Consider the following 19,233-nt stretch of genomic DNA (forward strand, 5'->3'; position numbering starts at 1 on the left):
GCCGTCCCTGTGGACGCAACATGGACAACTTCCCGGTCCCCAGGCTGTGGACGGAAGAAAGTTCGCACATCTGTGGAGAAGGGCCTCTGAGCAGCCCGTATTCGAACAGTGGCGGGGCGGCGGAGGCCGCCGCGGCGACCCCTGGTCCTCCCCAGGAACGACGAAAGGCGCCTCGCGCGGACCGTGGGAGGTCGTCGCGAGGCGCCTTATGAGGCGGTGAGGAGCCTTCGTCAGCCGTTCTTGATGCGGTTGGTGAGCTCGGTGACCTGGTTGTAGATGGAGCGGCGCTCCGCCATCAGCGCCCGGATCTTCCGGTCCGCGTGCATCACCGTCGTATGGTCGCGGCCGCCGAACTGCGCGCCGATCTTCGGCAGCGAGAGATCGGTGAGCTCCCGGCACAGGTACATCGCGATCTGGCGCGCCGTCACCAGGACCCGGCTGCGCGAGGATCCGCAGAGGTCCTCCACGGTGAGGCCGAAGTAGTCCGCGGTGGCCGCCATGATGGCCGGCGCGGTGATCTCCGGCGCCGACTCCTCGCCGCCGGGGATCAGGTCCTTCAGCACGATCTCGGTCAGCCCGAGGTCCACAGGCTGCCGGTTGAGCGAGGCGAAGGCCGTCACCCGGATCAGGGCGCCCTCCAGCTCACGGATGTTGCGCGAGATCCGCGAGGCGATGAACTCCAGGACCTCCGGCGGCGCGTTCAGCTGCTCCTGCACCGCCTTCTTACGGAGGATGGCGATCCGGGTCTCCAGCTCGGGCGGCTGGACGTCGGTGGTCAGACCCCACTCGAAGCGGTTGCGCAGCCGGTCCTCCAGCGTCACCAGCTGCTTGGGCGGCCGGTCCGAGGAGAGCACGATCTGCTTGTTCGCGTTGTGCAGCGTATTGAAGGTGTGGAAGAACTCCTCCTGCGTCGACTCCTTGCTCGCCAGGAACTGGATGTCGTCGACGAGGAGGATGTCGACATCGCGGTACCGCTTGCGGAAGGTGTCGCCCTTGCCGTCGCGGATCGAGTTGATGAACTCGTTGGTGAACTCCTCCGAGCTCACGTACCGCACCCGGGTGCCTGGGTAGAGGCTCCGCGCGTAGTGGCCGATCGCGTGCAGCAGGTGGGTCTTGCCGAGCCCTGACTCCCCGTAGATGAAGAGGGGGTTGTACGCCTTGGCGGGTGCCTCGGCCACGGCCACGGCGGCGGCGTGCGCGAACCGGTTGGAGGCGCCGATGACGAAGGTGTCGAAGAGGTACTTCGGGTTCAGCCGGGCGTGCGGCTCACCGGGTCCCGGCGCGGGTGCCGGCTGGGCGCCCATCGGGCCGGGGACCGAGCCGCCGGTGCGCCCGGGGCCGGTGGGGCGGTGCTGCTGGTCGTGCCGGTCGCGCTGCTGCTCGTACCCCTGGCGCTCGGGCGGCTGCGAGCGGTAGTCGTGCTGCGGCTGCTGGGGCCGGCCGGTGCCGTACGGCTCGCGCCACTGCTCGGAGGGCTGGTCGCGGTACGACTCGGTCTCGCGGTAGGAGTCGGAGGCGGGCTGCTCGCGGTCCTGGTAGCCGCCGTGGCGCGGCTGCTGCCAGGAGAGGTCCTCCTGGGTACGCGGCCAGGCGCCCGGCTCGGGGCGCTGCTGCTGGTAGTCGGGGTAGGCCGGGCGGGCCGTCGGCATGCCGTCGTCGGAGGGGCGGTGGCCGTAGCCGTCGTACCCGTCGTCGCGGCCGTCGTCGCGGGGCTGGCCCTGGTAGCGGTGGCCCTGCTGGCTCTGGTGGGACTGGTGCATGGGGGGCGCCGGCGGGGAGGGCGGTTCGCCCGCGGAGTCGTCGACGGTGATCGCGATCCGGATCGGACGGCCGCACTCGCGGGTCAGCGTCTCGCTGATGAGCGGTGCGAGGCGGCCTTCGAGGACGCGCTTGCCCCATTCATTGGGGACGGCCAGGAGTGCGGTGTCGGCGACGAGTGCCAGCGGCTGGCAGCGCTCGATCCACTGCTTGTCCTTCGGCTCGATGCCCTGCTGGCCCTCCCCGAGGAGTTGTTCCAGCACTCGTGGCCACACTGCGGCAAGATCGGCAGGTACGTCAGCCACAAGGCACGCTCTCTCGCATGTCCCACGAATGTGTGGTTCTCGGGACGGGGTGGGTCGGGATGGGTGAGGCCCGGCAGTCGGGAAGGAAAAGAACCGGAGTTCAGCCACGGTAGTCAGGCCGGGCCGCACGGTTCAAGTTGTTGTCCACAGGCTGTGCACAATGGGGGGTCGCGCGGGGCCGGTTTGACCGGATGGCGTAGCCGCGCGTACCGTGACCAGGTCGAGTTGTCGATGGCTGCTGCCGCCTGCCTCCGATGGGCAAAGATCACGATCTGTGATTGTGAAGCGGTGCACTAAGGCGTTTACGCGAGTTCCTCGTGGGCGCACGGTGACAGCCAGGCGATGTCCCGCCAAGACACGAATCATTTCTGGAGCCCCCGAGTGAGCAAGCGCACCTTCCAGCCGAACAACCGCCGTCGCGCCAAGACCCACGGCTTCCGTCTGCGCATGCGTACCCGTGCCGGCCGTGCGATCCTCGCGAACCGCCGCGGCAAGGGCCGCAGCAGCCTGTCCGCCTGATCGCTCACAGGTCCATGACGTGCTGCCTACCGAGAATCGGCTGAGGCGGCGCGAGGACTTCGCGACCGCGGTACGACGAGGACGTCGAGCCGGACGTCCACTGCTCGTCGTCCATCTACGCAGCGGTGAAACGGACCCGCACGTGACGGGGGAGACTCTCCCCGCGCCGCGTGCGGGTTTCGTTGTCAGCAAAGCGGTGGGAGGAGCGGTCGTCCGCACCGCGGTGAAGCGCAGGCTTCGCCATCTGGTCCGCGACCGGCTGGCACTGCTGCCCCCCGGTAGCCTTGTTGTCGTACGAGCGCTGCCCGGTGCGGGCGACGCCGACCATGCACAGCTGGCCCGAGACCTGGATGCCGCCCTTCAGCGGTTGCTGGGAGGGGGCGCGAGATGAAGTACCCGCTGCTTGCCCTCATCAAGCTGTACCAGTGGACGATCAGCCCACTCCTCGGGCCTGTCTGCCGTTACTACCCGTCGTGTTCCCACTATGGATATACGGCTATCGACCGGCACGGTGCGATCAAGGGAACAGCGCTGACCGCCTGGCGCATCCTGCGATGCAATCCGTGGTCACCCGGCGGTGTGGACCATGTCCCGCAGCGCAAGCGTCCGCGGTGGCACGAGCTGCTGCGCAACGGCCTGCGCCGCGGCAAGGGCGGGGAGCCCGCCGCTGATGTGCCGTCCGGGGGGTCGGTCTCCGAACCTCCGAGCCCGGCCACAGAGACCTCGCCCAATGCTCAAGGAGCCTGATTAGTGGACACGATCGCCAGTCTGTTCAGCTTTATCACCACGCCCGTCTCGTGGGTCATCGTCCAGTTCCACAAGGTCTACGGAGCGCTCTTCGGTGATGACTCCGGGTGGGCCTGGGGCCTGTCCATCGTGTCCCTGGTGGTGCTGATCCGGATCTGCCTGATCCCGCTCTTCGTGAAGCAGATCAAGTCGACCCGCAACATGCAGGTGCTCCAGCCGAAGATGAAGGCGATCCAGGAGCGCTACAAGAACGACAAGCAGCGTCAGTCCGAAGAGATGATGAAGCTGTACAAGGAGACGGGCACCAACCCGCTCTCCTCGTGCCTGCCGATCCTGGCGCAGTCGCCGTTCTTCTTCGCCCTGTACCACGTGCTGTCGTCCATCGCCTCGGGCAAGAAGATCGGCGCGATCAACCAGGACCTGCTGGACAGCGCCCGTCAGGCGCACATCTTCGGTGCGCCGCTGGCCGCGAAGTTCACCGACAGCGTCGAGAAGCTCCAGTCGCTCGACGCCACGCTGCTGGACGTCCGCGTCGTCACCGCCGTCATGATCGTGCTGATGTCGGCCTCGCAGTTCTTCACCCAGCGCCAGCTGATGACGAAGAACGTCGACCTGACGGTGAAGACGCCGTACATGCAGCAGCAGAAGATGCTGATGTACATCTTCCCGGTCATCTTCGCCGTGATGGGCGTCAACTTCCCCGTCGGTGTCCTCGTCTACTGGCTGACCACGAACGTCTGGACCATGGGTCAGCAGATGTACGTGATCAACCAGAACCCGACGCCGGGCAGTAAGGCGCAGGACGCCTACCTCCAGCGGGTGCTCAAGACCGTGACCTCTCGTGGCCAGGTCCGCGGCCGGACACAGCGCAGGACCGTCAAGGCGATCGTCGCCAAGGGCCCCGACCGCAACGACATCGAGCGCAAGTTCATCACCGGACTGAGCAAGATGAGCCTCGTCGCGCAGGAGGACGGCACGGTCAAGAAGGGCGAGGTCCTTCCCGAGGGGGAGGGTGCCGCGTCCAAGCGCCAGCAGCCCAAGCGCCAGACCAAGGCGAAGCGCCAGACGCATGTCGCCGCCGGAGCCAAGGACGAGGCCGCGGCCGACTCCAAGACCTCGCTCCAGAAGCAGGACGCACCGCAGGACGACAAGCCGACGTCGGCGGGCAAGTCCGCCTCCGGCTCCTCACGCCAAGCCAAGTCCGGACAGCGCAAGGGCCCGCAGCGGCCCAAGCACCCGTCCAAGAAGTAAGAAGGAGTCCACCCGTGACGGAAGGCACCACCTCCAAGGCCGCCGCCGAGGGGAGCGACACTCTGACCCGCCTGGAGCAGGAGGGGGAGATCGCAGCCGACTACCTCGAAGGCCTGCTCGACATCGCCGACCTCGACGGCGACATCGACATGGACGTCGAGGCGGACCGGGCCGCGGTTTCGATCATCAGCGACTCCCCGCGTGAGCTCCAGAAGCTCGTGGGGCGCGACGGTGAGGTGCTGGAGGCGCTCCAGGAGCTGACCCGGCTGGCAGTCCACCGGGAGACCGGCGACCGCAGCCGTCTGATGCTGGACATCGGCGGTTTCCGGGCCAAGAAGCGCGAGATTCTCGCCGAGCTGGGTGCCAAGGCCGCCAACGACGTGAAGACCTCGGGCCAGCCGGTCAAGCTGGACCCGATGACGCCGTTCGAGCGGAAGGTCGTGCACGACGCGATCGCCGCAGCCGGTCTCCGGAGCGAGTCGGAGGGCGAGGAGCCGCAGCGCTTCGTCGTCGTTCTCCCGGCCTGACCGGATCCTTGTACTGTCGGCCCCGTCTGTTCGCAGGCGGGGCCGATCTTTGTCAGCCTGATAGTCAGCCACCCACAGTGCGCTAGTGCGGTACGGAAGGACGGTCCCCGTGACGGACGCTGCAGAGCTCCCCCAGGCACCTGAAGAGGCGCAGGCGGTATTCGGAGAGCTCTTCCCGGAAGCTGTCCGGTACGCGGAGCTCCTCGCCGATGCCGGGGTGAAGCGGGGCCTGATCGGACCGCGCGAGGTGCCGCGGCTGTGGGAGCGGCACCTGCTGAACTGCGCGGTGCTCTCCGAGGTGGTGCCGGAAGGCGTCACGGTCTGCGATGTGGGCTCGGGCGCCGGCCTGCCCGGTATCCCGCTGGCCCTGGTCCGCCCCGACCTCAAGATCACGTTGCTGGAGCCGCTGCTCCGGCGGACGAACTTCCTCCAGGAGGTCGTCGAACTGCTCGGCCTGGACCATGTGACGGTGGTGCGAGGGAGGGCCGAGGAGGTCCTCGGGACGCTCCAGCCCGTCCATGTGGTGACCGCGCGCGCCGTGGCTCCGCTGGACCGGCTGGCCGGCTGGGGCGTGCCCCTGCTGCGTCCGTACGGCGAGATGCTCGCATTGAAGGGCGACACCGCCGAGGAGGAGATCAACGGTGCCAGGGCGGCTCTGAGCAAGCTCGGTGTGGTGGAGACCGAGGTGCTCCAGGTCGGTGAAGGCGTGGTCGATCCGCTGTCCACGGTGGTGCGTGTGGTGGTGGGCGAGAGCCCGGGCGGTGTGAGGTTCGCCGCAAAGAGGGCCAAGGCCGCGCGGGTGGGACGCACCCGGCGACGCCGCTGAGGGCTGTCCGCCGACGTACGTGCGGGCCAGCCGAGGAGCGGTCCGGGATGGCCCCTTGCAGGCGATCTCTGTCGGCTAGCAGGGAAATGCCGGGAAAGCGGCCATCCGTACCCCCTGCGGAGTGTCGTGGCCTGGTAGTTGCGATGCGGGGGCATCGTGTTTCACGTGAAACGTCGCTCTCTGCTGCAGGGAATCATCGGCCGCGGTCGTGCGGCTGCCACACCGCGCGACCGGAAGCCCGTACGGGTTACCGAGTTGTCCACACGCCCGGATTCATCCACAGATCAGCGGGCCTCGCTGGTTCACGACCCCGAAAGCATGGCAGGCTCTGCTCATTGCGAGCCTGAAGTCGAGGAGAGTGAACCGTTGCGGTCCGACGCCAACATCGCGGGACCGATGACCGATCCGGTCCCCGGTCCCCGAAGCGAGTCTGCGGGGGAGGATGTTTCACGTGAAACACCGCCGCCGATGGACGACACACCCATCGGTCGCGCCGCCCAGCTGGCCGTCGAGGCCCTCGGCCGCGCCGGTGAGGGGCTGCCTCGCCCGGACCGTACGCGCGTCATCGTGGTGGCCAACCAGAAGGGCGGGGTCGGCAAGACGACCACGACGGTCAACCTCGCTGCCTCGCTGGCCCTGCACGGTGCGCGTGTCCTGGTGGTCGATCTCGACCCCCAGGGCAATGCCTCCACGGCGCTGGGGATCGATCACCACTCCGATGTCCCCTCGATCTATGACGTCCTGGTGGAGAGCCGCCCGCTCTCCGAGGTGGTTCAGCCCGTTCCGGACGTCGAGGGTCTCTTCTGCGCCCCCGCCACGATCGATCTCGCCGGTGCGGAGATCGAGCTCGTGTCGCTGGTGGCGCGGGAGAGCCGGCTGCAGCGGGCCATCCAGGCGTACGAGCAGCCGCTGGACTACATCCTCATCGACTGCCCTCCCTCCCTCGGCCTGCTCACGGTGAACGCGATGGTGGCCGGTGCGGAGGTGCTGATCCCGATCCAGTGCGAGTACTACGCGCTGGAAGGGCTGGGCCAGTTGCTGCGCAACGTCGACCTGGTGCGGGGCCACCTGAACCCCGATCTCCATGTGTCCACGATCCTGTTGACCATGTACGACGGCCGGACCAGGCTCGCCTCCCAGGTCGCCGAGGAGGTCCGTACCCACTTCGGCAAGGAAGTGCTGCGGACGAGCATCCCGCGGTCCGTACGTATCTCCGAGGCGCCGAGTTACGGGCAGACCGTGCTGACCTACGACCCGGGGTCCAGCGGCTCGCTCTCCTATCTCGAAGCCGCCCGGGAAATCGCTCTGCGGGGTGTCGGGGTGCACTACGAGGCCCAGCACACCCATGCCAGCATTCAGAACAGCCAGCAGAACGTTTCGGAGGGCATCCAGTGAGTGAGCGACGTAGAGGGCTGGGACGTGGGCTCGGTGCGCTGATCCCCGCCGCTCCCCAGGAGAAGCAGGTACCCGGGCCCGGAAGCGGTTCCGGCTCCGGTGGGGGACCGGTTCTGACGGCGGAGCGGGGGGTGGCGGCCGCGAAGGTGACCGCGCTGCCCTCGTCCCCGGTGGTGCCGGAGCCGGCGTCCGCGCCGGAGCAGGAGTCGACGTCCGGAGCGTACTTCGCCGAGCTGCCCATCGGCGCGATCACGCCGAACCCCCGCCAGCCCCGTGAGGTCTTCGACGAGGACGCGCTGGCCGAGCTGGTCACCTCCATCAAGGAGGTGGGTCTTCTCCAGCCGGTCGTCGTACGCAAGGTGGGGACGGACCGCTACGAGCTCATCATGGGCGAGCGCCGTCTGCGGGCCTCCCGTGAGGCCGGTCTGGAGCGGATTCCGACCATCGTCCGGGACACGGACGACGAGAAGCTGCTCCTGGACGCGCTGCTGGAGAACCTTCACCGGGCCCAGCTGAACCCGCTGGAGGAGGCTGCCGCGTACGACCAGCTCCTCAAGGACTTCAAGTGCACCCATGACCAGCTGGCCGACCGGATCGGGCGGTCCCGGCCCCAGGTGTCCAACACGCTGCGGCTCCTGCGGCTCTCGCCGCCGGTGCAGCGGCGGGTGGCCGCGGGCGTTCTCTCGGCCGGCCATGCCCGGGCCCTGCTGTCGGTGGACGACTCCGAGGAGCAGGACCGGCTGGCCCACCGCATCGTGGCGGAGGGGCTCTCGGTCCGCGCGGTCGAGGAGATCGTGACGCTCATGGGGTCGCGTCCCACGAGCTCGCCGAAGCCGAAGGGCCCCCGGGCCGGTGCGCGGCTCTCCCCCGCGCTGACGGACCTGGCGACCCGGCTCTCCGACCGCTTCGAGACCCGGGTGAAGGTCGACCTGGGCCAGAAGAAGGGGAAGATCACCGTCGAGTTCGCCTCGATGGAGGATCTGGACCGGATTCTCGGCTCTCTCGCTCCGGGCGAGGGGAAGGTGCTGGAGCGCCGTATTGCCGACGAGGACGACGAGAGCTGAGCCCTGGGGCTTGTCGGGCGTCCGCTCGTCCGTAGGACCGCGTGAAGGGCGGGCCGTGTTCCGGCAGTCACCGGAACACGGCCCGCCCTTTGCCCTTTCTCGGTATCCGCATCACCTCTGGGTGGATACGATGCGATCTGGGATGGCGCATCCACGGTGATCGACCTCGGAGGAGGGCGGGGACCTTGCGAACAGTGAGCCGCAGCCGGCTGGTGACGGTCGGGCTGGGCCTGGGAGCCGTCGGGGGATTCGTCGGCAGCCTGTTCCATGAACGGAACGCGCTGGCGGCCGCACGTGATGCGGCGGGCGAGAGAAGTGAGGATTCGCCGCCATGGGGCGTCGGCTTGTACCGCTCACCTTGGACAACCTTCAGGATCTCCCCGAGCGCTGCCGCGCGTGCGTCTTCTGGGAGCTTGACCCGGTCAGCGGGGAAGCCGCAGTAAAGGCGGGCGAGCCGGAGCTGGAGAAGGAGGCCTGGATCTCCGCGGTTCTCCTGGAGTGGGGCTCCTGCGGCCGGGTGGTCTATGTGGACGATGTCCCGGCGGGGTTCGTGCTCTACGCGCCGCCCGCCTATGTCCCGCGCTCGACGGCCTTTCCCACCAGCCCGGTCTCCCCCGACGCCGTTCAGCTCATCACCGGTCTGATCGTTCCGGGGTATCAGGGCCAGGGGCTCGGCCGCATCATGGTGCAGACGGTGGCCAAGGACGTGCTCCGCCGGGGCTTCAAGGCGATCGAGGCGTTCGGTGACGCGCGGGCGGAGCAGTTCGGCTGTGTGCTCCCGGCGGATCACCTGCTGGCGGTCGGCTTCAAGACCGTACGGCCCCATCCCCGGTATCCGCGGCTGAGGCTGGAGCTGCGGACGACACTCTCCTGGAAGGAGGACGTCGAGATGGCGCTCGACCGGCTCCTGGGGGCGGTGCAGAAGGAACCGGTACTGCGACCGCTCTGATCGGACGCGGCATACGCGAACGGGCCCACCTCCGATGCGAGGTGGGCCCGTTTCACGTGAAACATCGCGCCGAAGCGCGCGCGGCTACTTGGCGGTGATGAAGCCTTCGAGGTCGCGGAGGATCGCGGCCTTCGGCTTGGCGCCGACGATGGTCTTGGCGACCTCGCCGCCCTGGTAGACGTTGAGCGTCGGGATGGACATCACGCCGTACTTGGCGGCGGTGGCCGGGTTCTCGTCGATGTTGAGCTTGACGATCTCGATCTGGTCGCCGTGCTCCTTCGAGATCGCCTCCAAGGAGGGGGCGATCTGGCGGCACGGACCGCACCAGGCAGCCCAGAAGTCCACCAGGACGGGCTTCTCGCTCTTCAGGACGACATCGTCGAAGGTGTCGTCGGTAACGTGCTTCAGGTCGCCGGCCACGGCGGTCTCCTCGGTCTCTCGGGGTGGGCGTGCGGTGGGGAAGTTCAGACGGCCGGGGTCTTCTCCGGCTCGGCGGGCTCCGCGTCGGCCAGCGCGGCGAGGAAGCGCTCGGCGTCCAGCGCCGCGGAGCAGCCGGTGCCGGCGGCGGTGATGGCCTGCCGGTAGGTGTGGTCGACCACGTCACCGGCGCCGAAGACACCGGTGAGGTTGGTGCGGGTGGAGGGCGCCTCGACCTTCAGGTACCCCTCGTCGTCGAGTTCGAGCTGGCCCTTGAAGAGCTCGGTGCGCGGGTCGTGACCGACGGCGATGAAGAGGCCGGTCACGGGGAGCTCGGAGAGTTCGCCGGTCTTGGTGTTCCGCAGGGTCAGGCCCGAGAGCTTCTGCTCACCCTTGACCTCGGCGACCTCGCTGTCCCAGGCGAACTTGATCTTCGGGTCGGCGAAGGCCCGGTCCTGCATCGCCTTGGAGGCGCGCAGGGTGTCGCGGCGGTGGACGATCGTGACGGACTTGGCGAAGCGGGAGAGGAAGGTCGCCTCCTCCATCGCCGTGTCGCCGCCGCCGACCACGGCGATGTCGTGGTCCTTGAAGAAGAAGCCGTCGCAGGTGGCGCACCAGGAGACACCGCGGCCGGAGAGCGCGTCCTCGTTGGGCAGGCCGAGCTTGCGGTGCTGGGAGCCGGTGGTGACGATGACGGCCTTGGCGCGGTGAACGGTGCCCGCCGTGTCGGTGACCGTCTTGATGTCACCGGTGAGGTCGACGGCGACGACATCGTCGGGAACCAGCTCGGCGCCGAAGCGCTCGGCCTGGGCGCGCATGTTGTCCATGAGCTCGGGGCCCATGATGCCGTCCTGGAAGCCGGGGAAGTTCTCCACGTCGGTGGTGTTCATCAGCGCGCCGCCGGCGGTGACCGCGCCCTCGAAGACCAGCGGGCTCAGTGAGGCACGGGCGGTGTAGAGCGCGGCGGTGTACCCAGCCGGTCCGGAGCCGATGATGATCACATTACGGACGTCGCTCACGGGTTTCTTCCTCGTCTCTGCAGACTGCCTACTGCCTACGGGGTCGGTTCAACGACTCTCACCCCACCCAACGGATCCTACGGGTGATGCATTCCCGACGTGGCGTAGCGGTCCTCAGGGGCGGTCGTACGCCTCCGTCAGCAGCAGCCGACCGGTCGACCCGGGAGCGGTGTCCACGCAGGAGGAGGCGACGACATAGGCCTGCACGCGGGCCGGGTCGCTTGGGTGCGGAAGGACGACGAGGAAGGCGTCCGTCCCCTGATATATGCCTTCGTCGAGGGCGAGGGCCGGTGTGGTGCGGCCGGTGGCCTGCTGCACGCACGGCGGAACCACGACCGCAGGGGCGAGCAGCGGGCTCCTGGAGGCCTTGGTGCCGGGCGACTCCGCTTCCGGCTCCACCTGCTCGTCCGCGCTCGGCGACCGCTTCTGCCCGGTGAAGTCCTCCGCCCCCACTCCGCCGGCCAGGAGGTCCTGGACCTTGGTCTCCAGCGTGTCCTGGGAGTAGGCGTGTGCCCCGCTCTCGGATGCGCTGACGGTCTGGTCGGCCGACGCACCCGAGGAGTCGGAGGAGGACGACAGGTTCTGGAGGAGGAAGACGCTCATGCCGATGATCGCGGCACCGCATGCGGTGCCCAGGAACACCGCACGCCGACGGCGTCGGGCACGGCTGCGCCCGGGCCCCGTGGAGCCCTGGGGGTGGCCCGCCGGTCGGGCCGGGGAGGAACCGGTGCGGGGCGTCAGCGGGGACGGTCCACCGGTCTCCGCGCTCTCTGTTTCACGTGAAACATCGTCTTCGCGTGAAACAGCGGCGGCTCGGGAGGCATCGGCTGCCTCACCGGCGGGGGCGTCGGCCGTACGGGCCTCGGCGGCGAGCGCCGCGTCGATGCGCGCGGCGATGTCGTCGGGCATCGGCTCGGGTTCAGGCAGGGCGCCCAGCAGCCCGCGGACCTCCTCCAGGGAGTCCCGTACCTCGGCGCACAGCTCGCACTCCGCGAGGTGGTCGCGGATCTCCTCCGCGCGGGAAGGCGGGAGCAGCCCCTCGGTGAGATCGGAGATCTCGGAGACCTCCGGGTGCTGAGCCGTGTCGGTCGTGGATGTCACGGGCGTCCACCTCCTCCCTTCGCAGCGGCCGGGTCGTTCGCTTCCGTGTCCTTCGGTCCTGACGCAGGTGGGACGGATGGACCGGGCGTCCGGTTCCTTCCGGTGACGCGGGTCTCCCCGTCGGGGTCCTCGGCTTCGGTCTCGCCGCGCAGATGCCGGACCAGAGGGGCCAGTCTCGCCCGGCCCCGGGCACACCGGCTCTTCACGGTGCCGGTCGGTACGTCCAGGACGGTGGCGGCCTCGGCCACCGGGTAGCCCTGCATATCGACCAGGACGAGGGCCGCGCGCTGTTCGGCGGGGAGGGTGGCCAGGGCGGCGAAGAGCTGGCGGTGCAGATCCTGCCGCTCGGCGGGGGCCTCGGCCGACTCGTGCGGTTCCAGCAGCTGGTCGAGCCGGTCCGCGTCGTCCACCGGTGACGTCTTGCGGGAAGCGGCCTTGCGGACCCGGTCGAGGCAGGCGTTGACGGTGATGCGGTGCAGCCAGGTCGTGACGGCGGACTGGCCGCGGAAGGTGTGGGCGGCCCGGAAGGCGGAGACGAGGGCGTCCTGGACGGCGTCGGCCGCCTCTTCCCTGTCCCCGAGCGTGCGCAGCGCGACGGCCCACAGCCGGTCGCGGTGGCGGCGTACGAGCTCACCGAAGGCGTCGGGGTCGCCCGCCACATGGAGGGCGAGCAGGTCCGAGTCGCTCGGTGCCTCTGGTGGAACGGAATCCACCGTGCTCCCCCTCCGAACCGGATCCGATGTCGTGTGCCACATTAACGGGCCGCGCGCCGGATGATCAGGGCCGGTGCGGAGTCTCCACACCAGCTCCTGATCAGCCGCTCCCGGTCAGCCGCTTCCGGTCAGCCGAGGACGGAGATGTCCGCGACCCCGCCGCGGTAGCCGCCGGTGCCGTCCTCGGGCAGCTCCGTGACGTGGATCAGGATGTAGCGCGTCCGGACGGGCTTCTCCAGCTCTTCCTTGAGCGTCTTGCCCGCGACCTGCTTCTCGGCGATCCGCTGCGGGAAGTCCGCCGAGGAGGACGGTGACGAGGCGTCCGGCCCCGCGCCGAACACCGCCGTCGTCTGGCCGGTGCGGTACATGTCCACCTCGATGGAGCGGACGTCCTGGACCTTCCCGAGGTCGACGATGATCCCGCTGCCCTGCTGGCGCTGGGGCAGGTTGCCGAAGTTGGCGAAGCCCCGGTAGCGAGGGGTGACCCAGGCCGTGGACGAGTCGTCGTCGATGGCGTTCGGTACGTCGCCCGGCTGGATCCCCGAACCGTCGGGCATGAACTCGGTGGCGTCCGCGATGGTCAGCGGCTTGGGCGGGGCGGGGGCCGGCTTCTCGTCGTCGGTCGGCTGGGTGACGCCGGTGTCGTCGGAGCCCTTGCGCTGGTCGAGCAGGATCTCCGCGAGCTGCCAGCTGCCGAGGCCGAGCGCGGCGATGAGCAGTGCCGAGACGCTCCACTTGAGTACCCGTCCGGTACGGCTCTGGAGCGGCGCCGGGGGTGCTGCCAGCACCGGCTGGGCCACGGACGGGGGATGGCTGGACGGCCGTCCGTACGTGCCCTGCTGATAGGTCGTCTGGTAGACGGGCTGCTGGTAGACGGGCTGGGCGGCGAACGTGGGCTCCGGCGGCCGGACGCGCGGCATCGCCGCGACGGCCTTGGCCAGCTCGTCCGGGGTGGTGCAGGGCGGTTCCTGCCGGGATGCGGTGGCCCCGTCGTTGGCCAGCGCGCGCATGGCGAGTTCGGAGAGGCCCCGGTGGACGCCGGCGCGGACCTGGTCCGGAGCGATGAGCCCCATGCCCTTGGGCAGCCCGGAGAGACCGTACGCGTCGCTCTCGTACGGCCAGCGCTTGGTCAGTGCCGCGTACAGGAGTGCGCCGATCGCCTCGGTGTCCTGGCGCAGGGGGCGCTCGGAGGTGATGCCGCGCAGGGCGGCGTTCACCGCGAGGCCGCGGATCCGGTACTGGCCGGTGGAGCTGCGCAGGACGGCGCCGGGGGTGAGCCGAAGGTGCGTCAGACCTTCGCGGTGGGCGGCGGCCATCGCGTGGGAGAGCTGGCTGACGAGCTGGTAGGCGTCGTGGGCCTCCATCGGTCCGGCGGCCAGCAGGGCGGTGAGCTCGACGGCGTCCGGGAGCCATTCGTGGACGACGTAGACGAGGTCGTCCTCCTCGACGGCGTCCAGGACCTGGACGAAGCGGGGGTCTCCGAGCAGGGCGGACGAGCGGGCCGCTGCCAGCACGGAGCGGGCCCGCGGGTGGCCGGCGGGCAGCAGGTGCACGCCGACCGCGCGGCGCAGTTTCTCGTCGACCGCCCGCCAGCTGCTGAAGCCGTCCAGACGGGTGACGCACTCCTCCAGCCGGTAGCGCTCGGCCAGTTTGTGGCCGCTGTGTACGTCCGGGGTCGCCGGAACGGCCTCGGAGCGGGCCCGCCCGCCGTCCTGGCCCCCGGGCTTCTCGGGGGTCGTGCCCCCGGTCTCCTCGGCCTGCGTCGTTCCGTCGTTCGTCGCCTCGTCCGCCTTGGCGGCCGACGGCTCGTCGCCGCCGTTGTCGGCCACGTCGACGGCAGCCGTGCTACGTTCCGCCACCGTCGTTCCTGCCTCCCCATCCGTTGCGCGAAGCCGGCCAGCTCGCCACAGTCACGCCAATTGTGCCCACACTCCGGCGCTATCCACGACACGCGGAGTCCGACGATGGTTGTGCGGCCGTGCGTTCATTCAGCGACCGAGCCGTCCACGGACCATGCCGACCAGGCCGTTGACCTCTTCGATACGCATCTTCTTCGCCGCGACGAAGAAGATGCCCATGAGGACGATGCCGCCACAGATCAGCGCGGCCAGCGATCCGAGAGCGCTCGTGCCGAGCAGTTCGAGGATCGCGAAGCCGATGCCGCCGCCGATGACGGCCGCGGGTACCGCCGCCATGCAGAGCCGGGCGTAGGTCCGCACGATGTGCGCCCCGTCCAGGTCGCCGCCGAGCCGGGTGCGCAGCCGGCGCCAGGCGACACCGACACCGACCGCGTAGGCCAGACCGTAGGAGAAGGCCATGCCGACGACGGCCCAGCGGGCGGGCAGGACGACGTAGCAGAGCGCGGAGGCGGCGGCGTTGACGGCCGCCACGATGACCGTGTTGTAGAAGGGCGTGCGGGTGTCCTCGTACGCGTAGAAGCCGCGGAGCACGACGTACTGCACGGAGTACGGGATCAGGCCGAGCGCGAACGCCATCAGGATGAAGCCCATGGAGCGGGCGGCCTCGGCGCCGCTGGAGGCGTACAGCAGGGTGCACATCGGCAGGCCGAGCGCGAGGAAGGTGAAGGCGACCGGGACGATGGCGACGGCGGAGTTGCGCAGCCCCTGCGAGATGTCGTCGCGGACCGCGCCCGGGTCGTTGTCGTGGGCGGCCCGGGAGATGCGGGGCAGCAGCGCGGCCATGACGGAGACGGTGATGATGGCCTGCGGCATGCCCCAGATCAGCTGGGCGTTGGAGTAGGCCAGGAAGCCGGTGCCGTCCTTGTCGGAGAGCTTGCCCGCCGCGGTGGCGAGTTGGGTGACGACCAGGACGCCTGCCTGGTTGGCCAGGACGAACAGCACGGTCCACTTGGCCAGCTTGACCGTCTTGCCGAGCCCGTGGCCCCGCCAGTCGAAGCGGGGACGGAAGCGGAAGCCCGCCTCGCGCAGGTACGGGATCATCGCCAGCGCCTGGACGACCAGCCCGAGAAGGGTGCCGATGCCCAGCAGCCGGACGCCCTCCGGCGGGATGGTGTCCACGCCCATCCGGGACTCGGCGGAGGTGCCGTAGACCCAGATGAAGAGGCCGAACGTGATGATCATGACGATGTTGTTGAGGACCGGGGTCCACATCATCGCGCCGAACTTGCCCCGGGCGTTCAGGATCTGACCCATCACCACGTGCACACCCATGAAGAAGATGGTGGGCAGGCAGTACCGGGCGAAGGTGACGGCGACGCTGTTGGCGGCGACGTCGTCGGCGATGGTGTTCGACATCAGCTGGATCAGCACCGGCGCGACGAGGACGGCGATGGCCACGATCAGGCCGAGCGCGACCATCACCAGGGTCAGCAGCCGGTTGGCGAAGGCCTCGCCGCCGTCCTCGTCGTCCTTCATGGCGCGGACGAGCTGCGGGACGAAGACCGAGTTGAGACCACCGCCGACGGTGAGGATGTAGATCATGGTCGGCAGCGTGTACGCGATGGTGAAGCTGTCACCGAGCAGCGCGGCGCCGAGCGCCGCGGTGATCACCAGCGAGCGGATGAAGCCGGTGAGCCGGGAGACGAGGGTGCCGGCCGCCATCAGCGCGCTGGACTTCAGCACTCCGGAGAACTTGCCGCCGCCGGACTTCGGCGGGACGGGAGCGGGCAGCGGTTCCGGCTGGGCCGGGACCGGAGGCTTCCCGGACCCTTCCTGGTCCCGGAAGAGGTGGGCGAAGGCGTCGGGCTCCTGCCGGTCGCCGGAGGCCTGGGTGACCAGGTCGTCGACGCCGACGAACTGCGTGGTCGCCGGCCGGTCGCCGTACGGGAGGTGGCGTGAGGGCCCCGAGGGCTCGGGCGGCGGTGTCTGGGCCCAGATGCGCGGGTCGGGGGCGTACGGGGCGGCGGGCGGCTGCTGGTAGAGGGCCTGCGGCTCCTGGTAGGTGCCGGGAGGCGGCGGCGGGTGGGACGCGCGGTCGTAGAGCGCCTCGCCCACCGGGTCCTGGGCCGCGAGGTCCCGCGCCCGGTAGGGGTCGTCCTCGTAGGCGTGCTGGAGGTACGGGTCGGGCGGCACCTGGCCGTCCTGACCCGGGCCCGGAGGGACCGGGGGGCCGGCCGGAGACCCCGCTCCGCCGGCGCCCTCGCCGCGGTCACCGTCGTACGGCGCGTTCATCGAAACCCCTACCTCATCGTCCCCGGCCGACCGGCCACGCCAGACATCGCTCAACGGTCCACTTTCTCACCCGTTCCCGACGAGGCCCCGCTTTCCGGTCCGGTGTCCGGGGTCGGGTCACTCGGCTGCTCGGGTTCGCCGCCGTCGCCGTTCGCCGTGTCGCTTGCCACGGCGCGCTTACGGTGGCTGTACATCCTGACGCCTGCCAGCACCAGGAGGAGCAGCCCGCCGGCGATGACGAGCAGGACGGTGGGGGTGACCTCGGAGACCTTCACGGTGAAGGTCATCTCCTCGCCGTACGGTGTGCCGTCCTCGGTGAAGAGCCGGGCGGTGACCTGGGCGCGTCCGTTGGCGCTGGTCGCCGTGTCGAACTTCACCGACTGGCTGTGCCCGCCCGCGATCCGGACCGGCAGCTCGGCCATCGTCCCGCCGTCGTTGAACTTCAGGCGGATGTTGTCCGAGGTCAGCCTGAGGACGAGCCGGTCGACGCCCTGCACCAGCTTGTTCTGCACGGTCACCGGGATCGTCGCGCTGCGGCCGGAGAGCGTGACGTCCGACTTGTCGATCAGCTGGACCTCGCCGGTGAGGTCCTTCAGGTGCTTGAGCACATCGCCCCGGTAGGTCCGCGCCTCCTCGGGGCGGCCTCGCCAGGACGTCGACATCGAGCGGTTCACCGCGTTGCCGAAGGGGGTCACCACGCGCTCGGGCAGCGTGAGGATGGTCTCGAAGCTGTCGATGGAGCCCTGGGTGGTCCGGATCTCCTGGAACGCCTGGGTGGGCAGCTCCTGGCTGCGGAGCTTCTTCGGGTACGCGGAGGCCCTCGGCACCTTCGTGGTCGCCTGCGGGTCCGGCTTCGCCTCGGCGGCGGCGACCAGGTCCTGCGGCTGCGTCCAGCGGTCGCCCGACAGGGCTTCCAGCGCGCGCGCCATCGACTGCGCCTGAGTGGTCGTGGGCATCCGCTGAGGTGCCACGACGATGGAGCGCTCGTTGTCCGGCGCCTGCTCGTTCAGGGCGAGGGTCTGCGCCAGGAACTTCTGGACCGCGAGGGTCGAGGCGCCTGCCCGGAGCAGGTTGCCGTCGAAGGCGGTCGACAGCCGGGAGTCGGCGACGACGGCGGTGGTGCCCCCGCCGATCGGCCGGGCCGCCGTCGGGGTGTACGGCAGGCCGCCGGTCTCCTGGAAGCTGTCGCTGCGGGCGATCACATGGTGGGCGCCGGCGGAGGTCGCCACATCCACGATGCCCGAATCGACCGCGCCGTTCACGGGCCAGGCGAAGTCGGTGGACGGCTTCACGTGGAGGATGGTCTCCACCGTGGAGGCGCCCACCGTGGAGGCGTTCTGCAGATGGCTGAGCGTGCCGGAGACGCTCTTGCCACGGTGCGCGATGGAGGCCAGGTCCGGGTCGGCGAACGGCAGCGCGATCACCTTGCCGTCCTCGACGACCTTCTGCAGGGCGGTGATCCACTGTCCGGCGACGGCCCCGTTCCTGCCCGGGACGGTCGTGTCACCGGACTTCACCTCGTATCCGCCGGCCATCGCGGCGACGCTCGCCAGGAGGTCCGGGTCGATGACCCAGGTGACGGGGAGGCGGCTGCCCAGGGCCACCATCTGCTCCAGCCGCCCGCCCGGCGCCAGCTCCTCGGCCAGCTTGTCGTCGGCGAACACCGGCGTCTGCTGTTCGTCCGAGCGCGTCTCGGCGGTGACGTGCGGGGAGGCGATCAGCGGCCAGAGGAAGGTGAGCTTGGTCCTCTTGTCGCTCTTCTCGGTCTGCCACGGGAGGTACGAGCGCTCGATGCCCAGCACCTGCTCGTACGGGGCGGCCGCCGTGCGGCCGGAGACCGAGACGCCCAACTGGTAGACGCCCGACGCGTCGAGGTCCAGCTTGTCCACGGGAACGGCGAGCGTGAAGTTCTGGCTGATCCCCTTGGCGAGCTTGGGGATCTTCACCGTGTACTTGCCGTCGATCGGCTCCGGGTCGGCGCCTGGGGTGTAACCCTTGCGCTTGGCGGCGTCGTCGACCTCTCCGCGGCCGGAGAGCCGGGGTCCCACCCGCAGGTCGACCTCGGCGTCGTCGATCGTCTCCTTGCCCTTGTTGGTGAGCGTCCCGGAGACGGTCAGGGTGTCGCCCTCCACAGGGGCGGCGGGGGAGAGCGTGTCCAGGGACACATCCACCGTGCTGGATCCGGTGGGGGCCTTCACCGGTTCGGCGGCGCCCGCGCTCCCGGCGGCCGGAAGAGCCAGCAGTCCGGCCAGCAGAGGAGCTCCGAGAACCGCCGAGGCGGTGCGCCGCAGCCACCGGCGGGCAGGAGAGGGACGCATCCCCTGGTTGTCTGCCGCCTGGGCCACGCGCCTACCCGTCCCTCGTCGTCATCGGAGTCTGTCGATCGTTGTCGGTCCTGCGTCCCCGCATGGTAACGAGGTGCGGAGGACCGAAGTGCTGGGGTCCGGTTCACATGATCGCGGGAGGCCCGCAGGGTCCGGATAAACGATGA

General features: G+C 69.7%; 17 protein-coding genes. 9 read left to right on the top strand and 8 right to left on the bottom strand.

Features of this window, described 5'->3' with window-relative positions; genetic code table 11:
- Window positions 1-230: 230 nt before the first annotated feature.
- Entirely contained in the window at window positions 231-2,063 is a 1,833-nt protein-coding gene (gene dnaA / locus ACQP09_RS17150) for a chromosomal replication initiator protein DnaA (RefSeq protein WP_433400469.1), read from the bottom strand.
- Window positions 2,064-2,444: 381 nt separating this feature from the next.
- On the opposite strand from dnaA, the gene rpmH reads away from it, so the two are divergent.
- From rpmH to ACQP09_RS17195, 9 genes are all read left to right on the top strand, one after another.
- The gene (gene rpmH, locus ACQP09_RS17155) at window positions 2,445-2,582 is read left to right on the top strand and encodes a 50S ribosomal protein L34 (RefSeq protein WP_003967884.1); all 138 of its coding nucleotides are present in this window, start codon (window positions 2,445-2,447) and stop codon (window positions 2,580-2,582) included.
- A 19-nt stretch (window positions 2,583-2,601) separates the two neighbouring features.
- A complete protein-coding gene (gene rnpA, locus ACQP09_RS17160) occupies window positions 2,602-2,973 on the top strand; it encodes a ribonuclease P protein component (protein WP_078949725.1) in 372 nt (123 codons plus the stop codon).
- Window positions 2,970-3,329: a membrane protein insertion efficiency factor YidD gene (gene yidD, locus ACQP09_RS17165; RefSeq protein ID WP_433400474.1), complete on the top strand. Its 360-nt coding sequence runs from the start codon at window positions 2,970-2,972 to the stop codon at window positions 3,327-3,329. The genes rnpA and yidD overlap by 4 nt, the downstream gene beginning before the upstream one ends.
- Before the next feature lie 3 nt (window positions 3,330-3,332).
- The gene (gene yidC, locus ACQP09_RS17170; protein ID WP_433400477.1) at window positions 3,333-4,580 is read left to right on the top strand and encodes a membrane protein insertase YidC; all 1,248 of its coding nucleotides are present in this window, start codon (window positions 3,333-3,335) and stop codon (window positions 4,578-4,580) included.
- A 14-nt stretch (window positions 4,581-4,594) separates the two neighbouring features.
- Window positions 4,595-5,107, top strand: coding sequence for a protein jag (locus ACQP09_RS17175; protein WP_109978597.1), 513 nt, complete (start codon window positions 4,595-4,597; stop codon window positions 5,105-5,107).
- Between the two features lie 109 nt (window positions 5,108-5,216).
- Window positions 5,217-5,933, top strand: a complete 717-nt coding sequence (gene rsmG, locus ACQP09_RS17180) for a 16S rRNA (guanine(527)-N(7))-methyltransferase RsmG (protein ID WP_404061278.1) — start codon at window positions 5,217-5,219, stop codon at window positions 5,931-5,933.
- Window positions 5,934-6,251: 318 nt separating this feature from the next.
- Window positions 6,252-7,328, top strand: a complete 1,077-nt coding sequence (locus ACQP09_RS17185) for an AAA family ATPase (protein WP_432151291.1) — start codon at window positions 6,252-6,254, stop codon at window positions 7,326-7,328.
- Entirely contained in the window at window positions 7,325-8,392 is a 1,068-nt protein-coding gene (locus tag ACQP09_RS17190) for a ParB/RepB/Spo0J family partition protein (RefSeq protein ID WP_433400482.1), read from the top strand. The genes ACQP09_RS17185 and ACQP09_RS17190 overlap by 4 nt, the downstream gene beginning before the upstream one ends.
- Window positions 8,393-8,723: 331 nt before the next feature.
- Window positions 8,724-9,341 (top strand): GNAT family N-acetyltransferase, encoded by a 618-nt coding sequence (locus tag ACQP09_RS17195; RefSeq protein WP_433400485.1) that lies wholly within the window; start codon window positions 8,724-8,726, stop codon window positions 9,339-9,341.
- An 84-nt stretch (window positions 9,342-9,425) separates the two neighbouring features.
- Here the strand turns inward: ACQP09_RS17195 and trxA are convergent, their stop codons facing one another.
- The 7 genes from trxA to ACQP09_RS17230 all read right to left on the bottom strand — a co-directional run bounded on the left by trxA (window position 9,426) and on the right by ACQP09_RS17230 (window position 19,087).
- Complete coding sequence (gene trxA / locus ACQP09_RS17200) at window positions 9,426-9,761, bottom strand: thioredoxin (RefSeq protein ID WP_433400488.1); 336 nt, start codon at window positions 9,759-9,761, stop codon at window positions 9,426-9,428.
- 44 nt (window positions 9,762-9,805) lie between these two features.
- Window positions 9,806-10,777: a thioredoxin-disulfide reductase gene (gene trxB / locus ACQP09_RS17205; protein ID WP_432151294.1), complete on the bottom strand. Its 972-nt coding sequence runs from the start codon at window positions 10,775-10,777 to the stop codon at window positions 9,806-9,808.
- A gap of 114 nt (window positions 10,778-10,891) precedes the next feature.
- Window positions 10,892-11,878 carry an anti-sigma factor family protein gene (locus ACQP09_RS17210; protein ID WP_433400492.1) on the bottom strand — a complete coding sequence of 329 codons (987 nt, stop codon included), beginning with the start codon at window positions 11,876-11,878 and terminating at the stop codon, window positions 10,892-10,894.
- Complete coding sequence (gene sigM / locus ACQP09_RS17215; protein WP_433400495.1) at window positions 11,875-12,591, bottom strand: RNA polymerase sigma factor SigM; 717 nt, start codon at window positions 12,589-12,591, stop codon at window positions 11,875-11,877. The genes ACQP09_RS17210 and sigM overlap by 4 nt, the downstream gene beginning before the upstream one ends.
- A 128-nt stretch (window positions 12,592-12,719) precedes the next feature.
- On the bottom strand, window positions 12,720-14,450 hold the full coding sequence (locus ACQP09_RS17220; protein WP_433400498.1) for a serine/threonine protein kinase: 1,731 nt from the start codon (window positions 14,448-14,450) through the stop codon (window positions 12,720-12,722).
- A 129-nt stretch (window positions 14,451-14,579) separates the two neighbouring features.
- Entirely contained in the window at window positions 14,580-16,742 is a 2,163-nt protein-coding gene (gene murJ / locus ACQP09_RS17225) for a murein biosynthesis integral membrane protein MurJ (RefSeq protein WP_432151298.1), read from the bottom strand.
- Between the two features lie 50 nt (window positions 16,743-16,792).
- On the bottom strand, window positions 16,793-19,087 hold the full coding sequence (locus ACQP09_RS17230) for a DUF6049 family protein (protein ID WP_433400501.1): 2,295 nt from the start codon (window positions 19,085-19,087) through the stop codon (window positions 16,793-16,795).
- Window positions 19,088-19,233 lie beyond the last annotated feature (146 nt).

It is taken from the genome of Streptomyces sp. CA-146814, from assembly GCF_050942385.1.
Classification (GTDB): Bacteria; Actinomycetota; Actinomycetes; order Streptomycetales; family Streptomycetaceae; genus Streptomyces.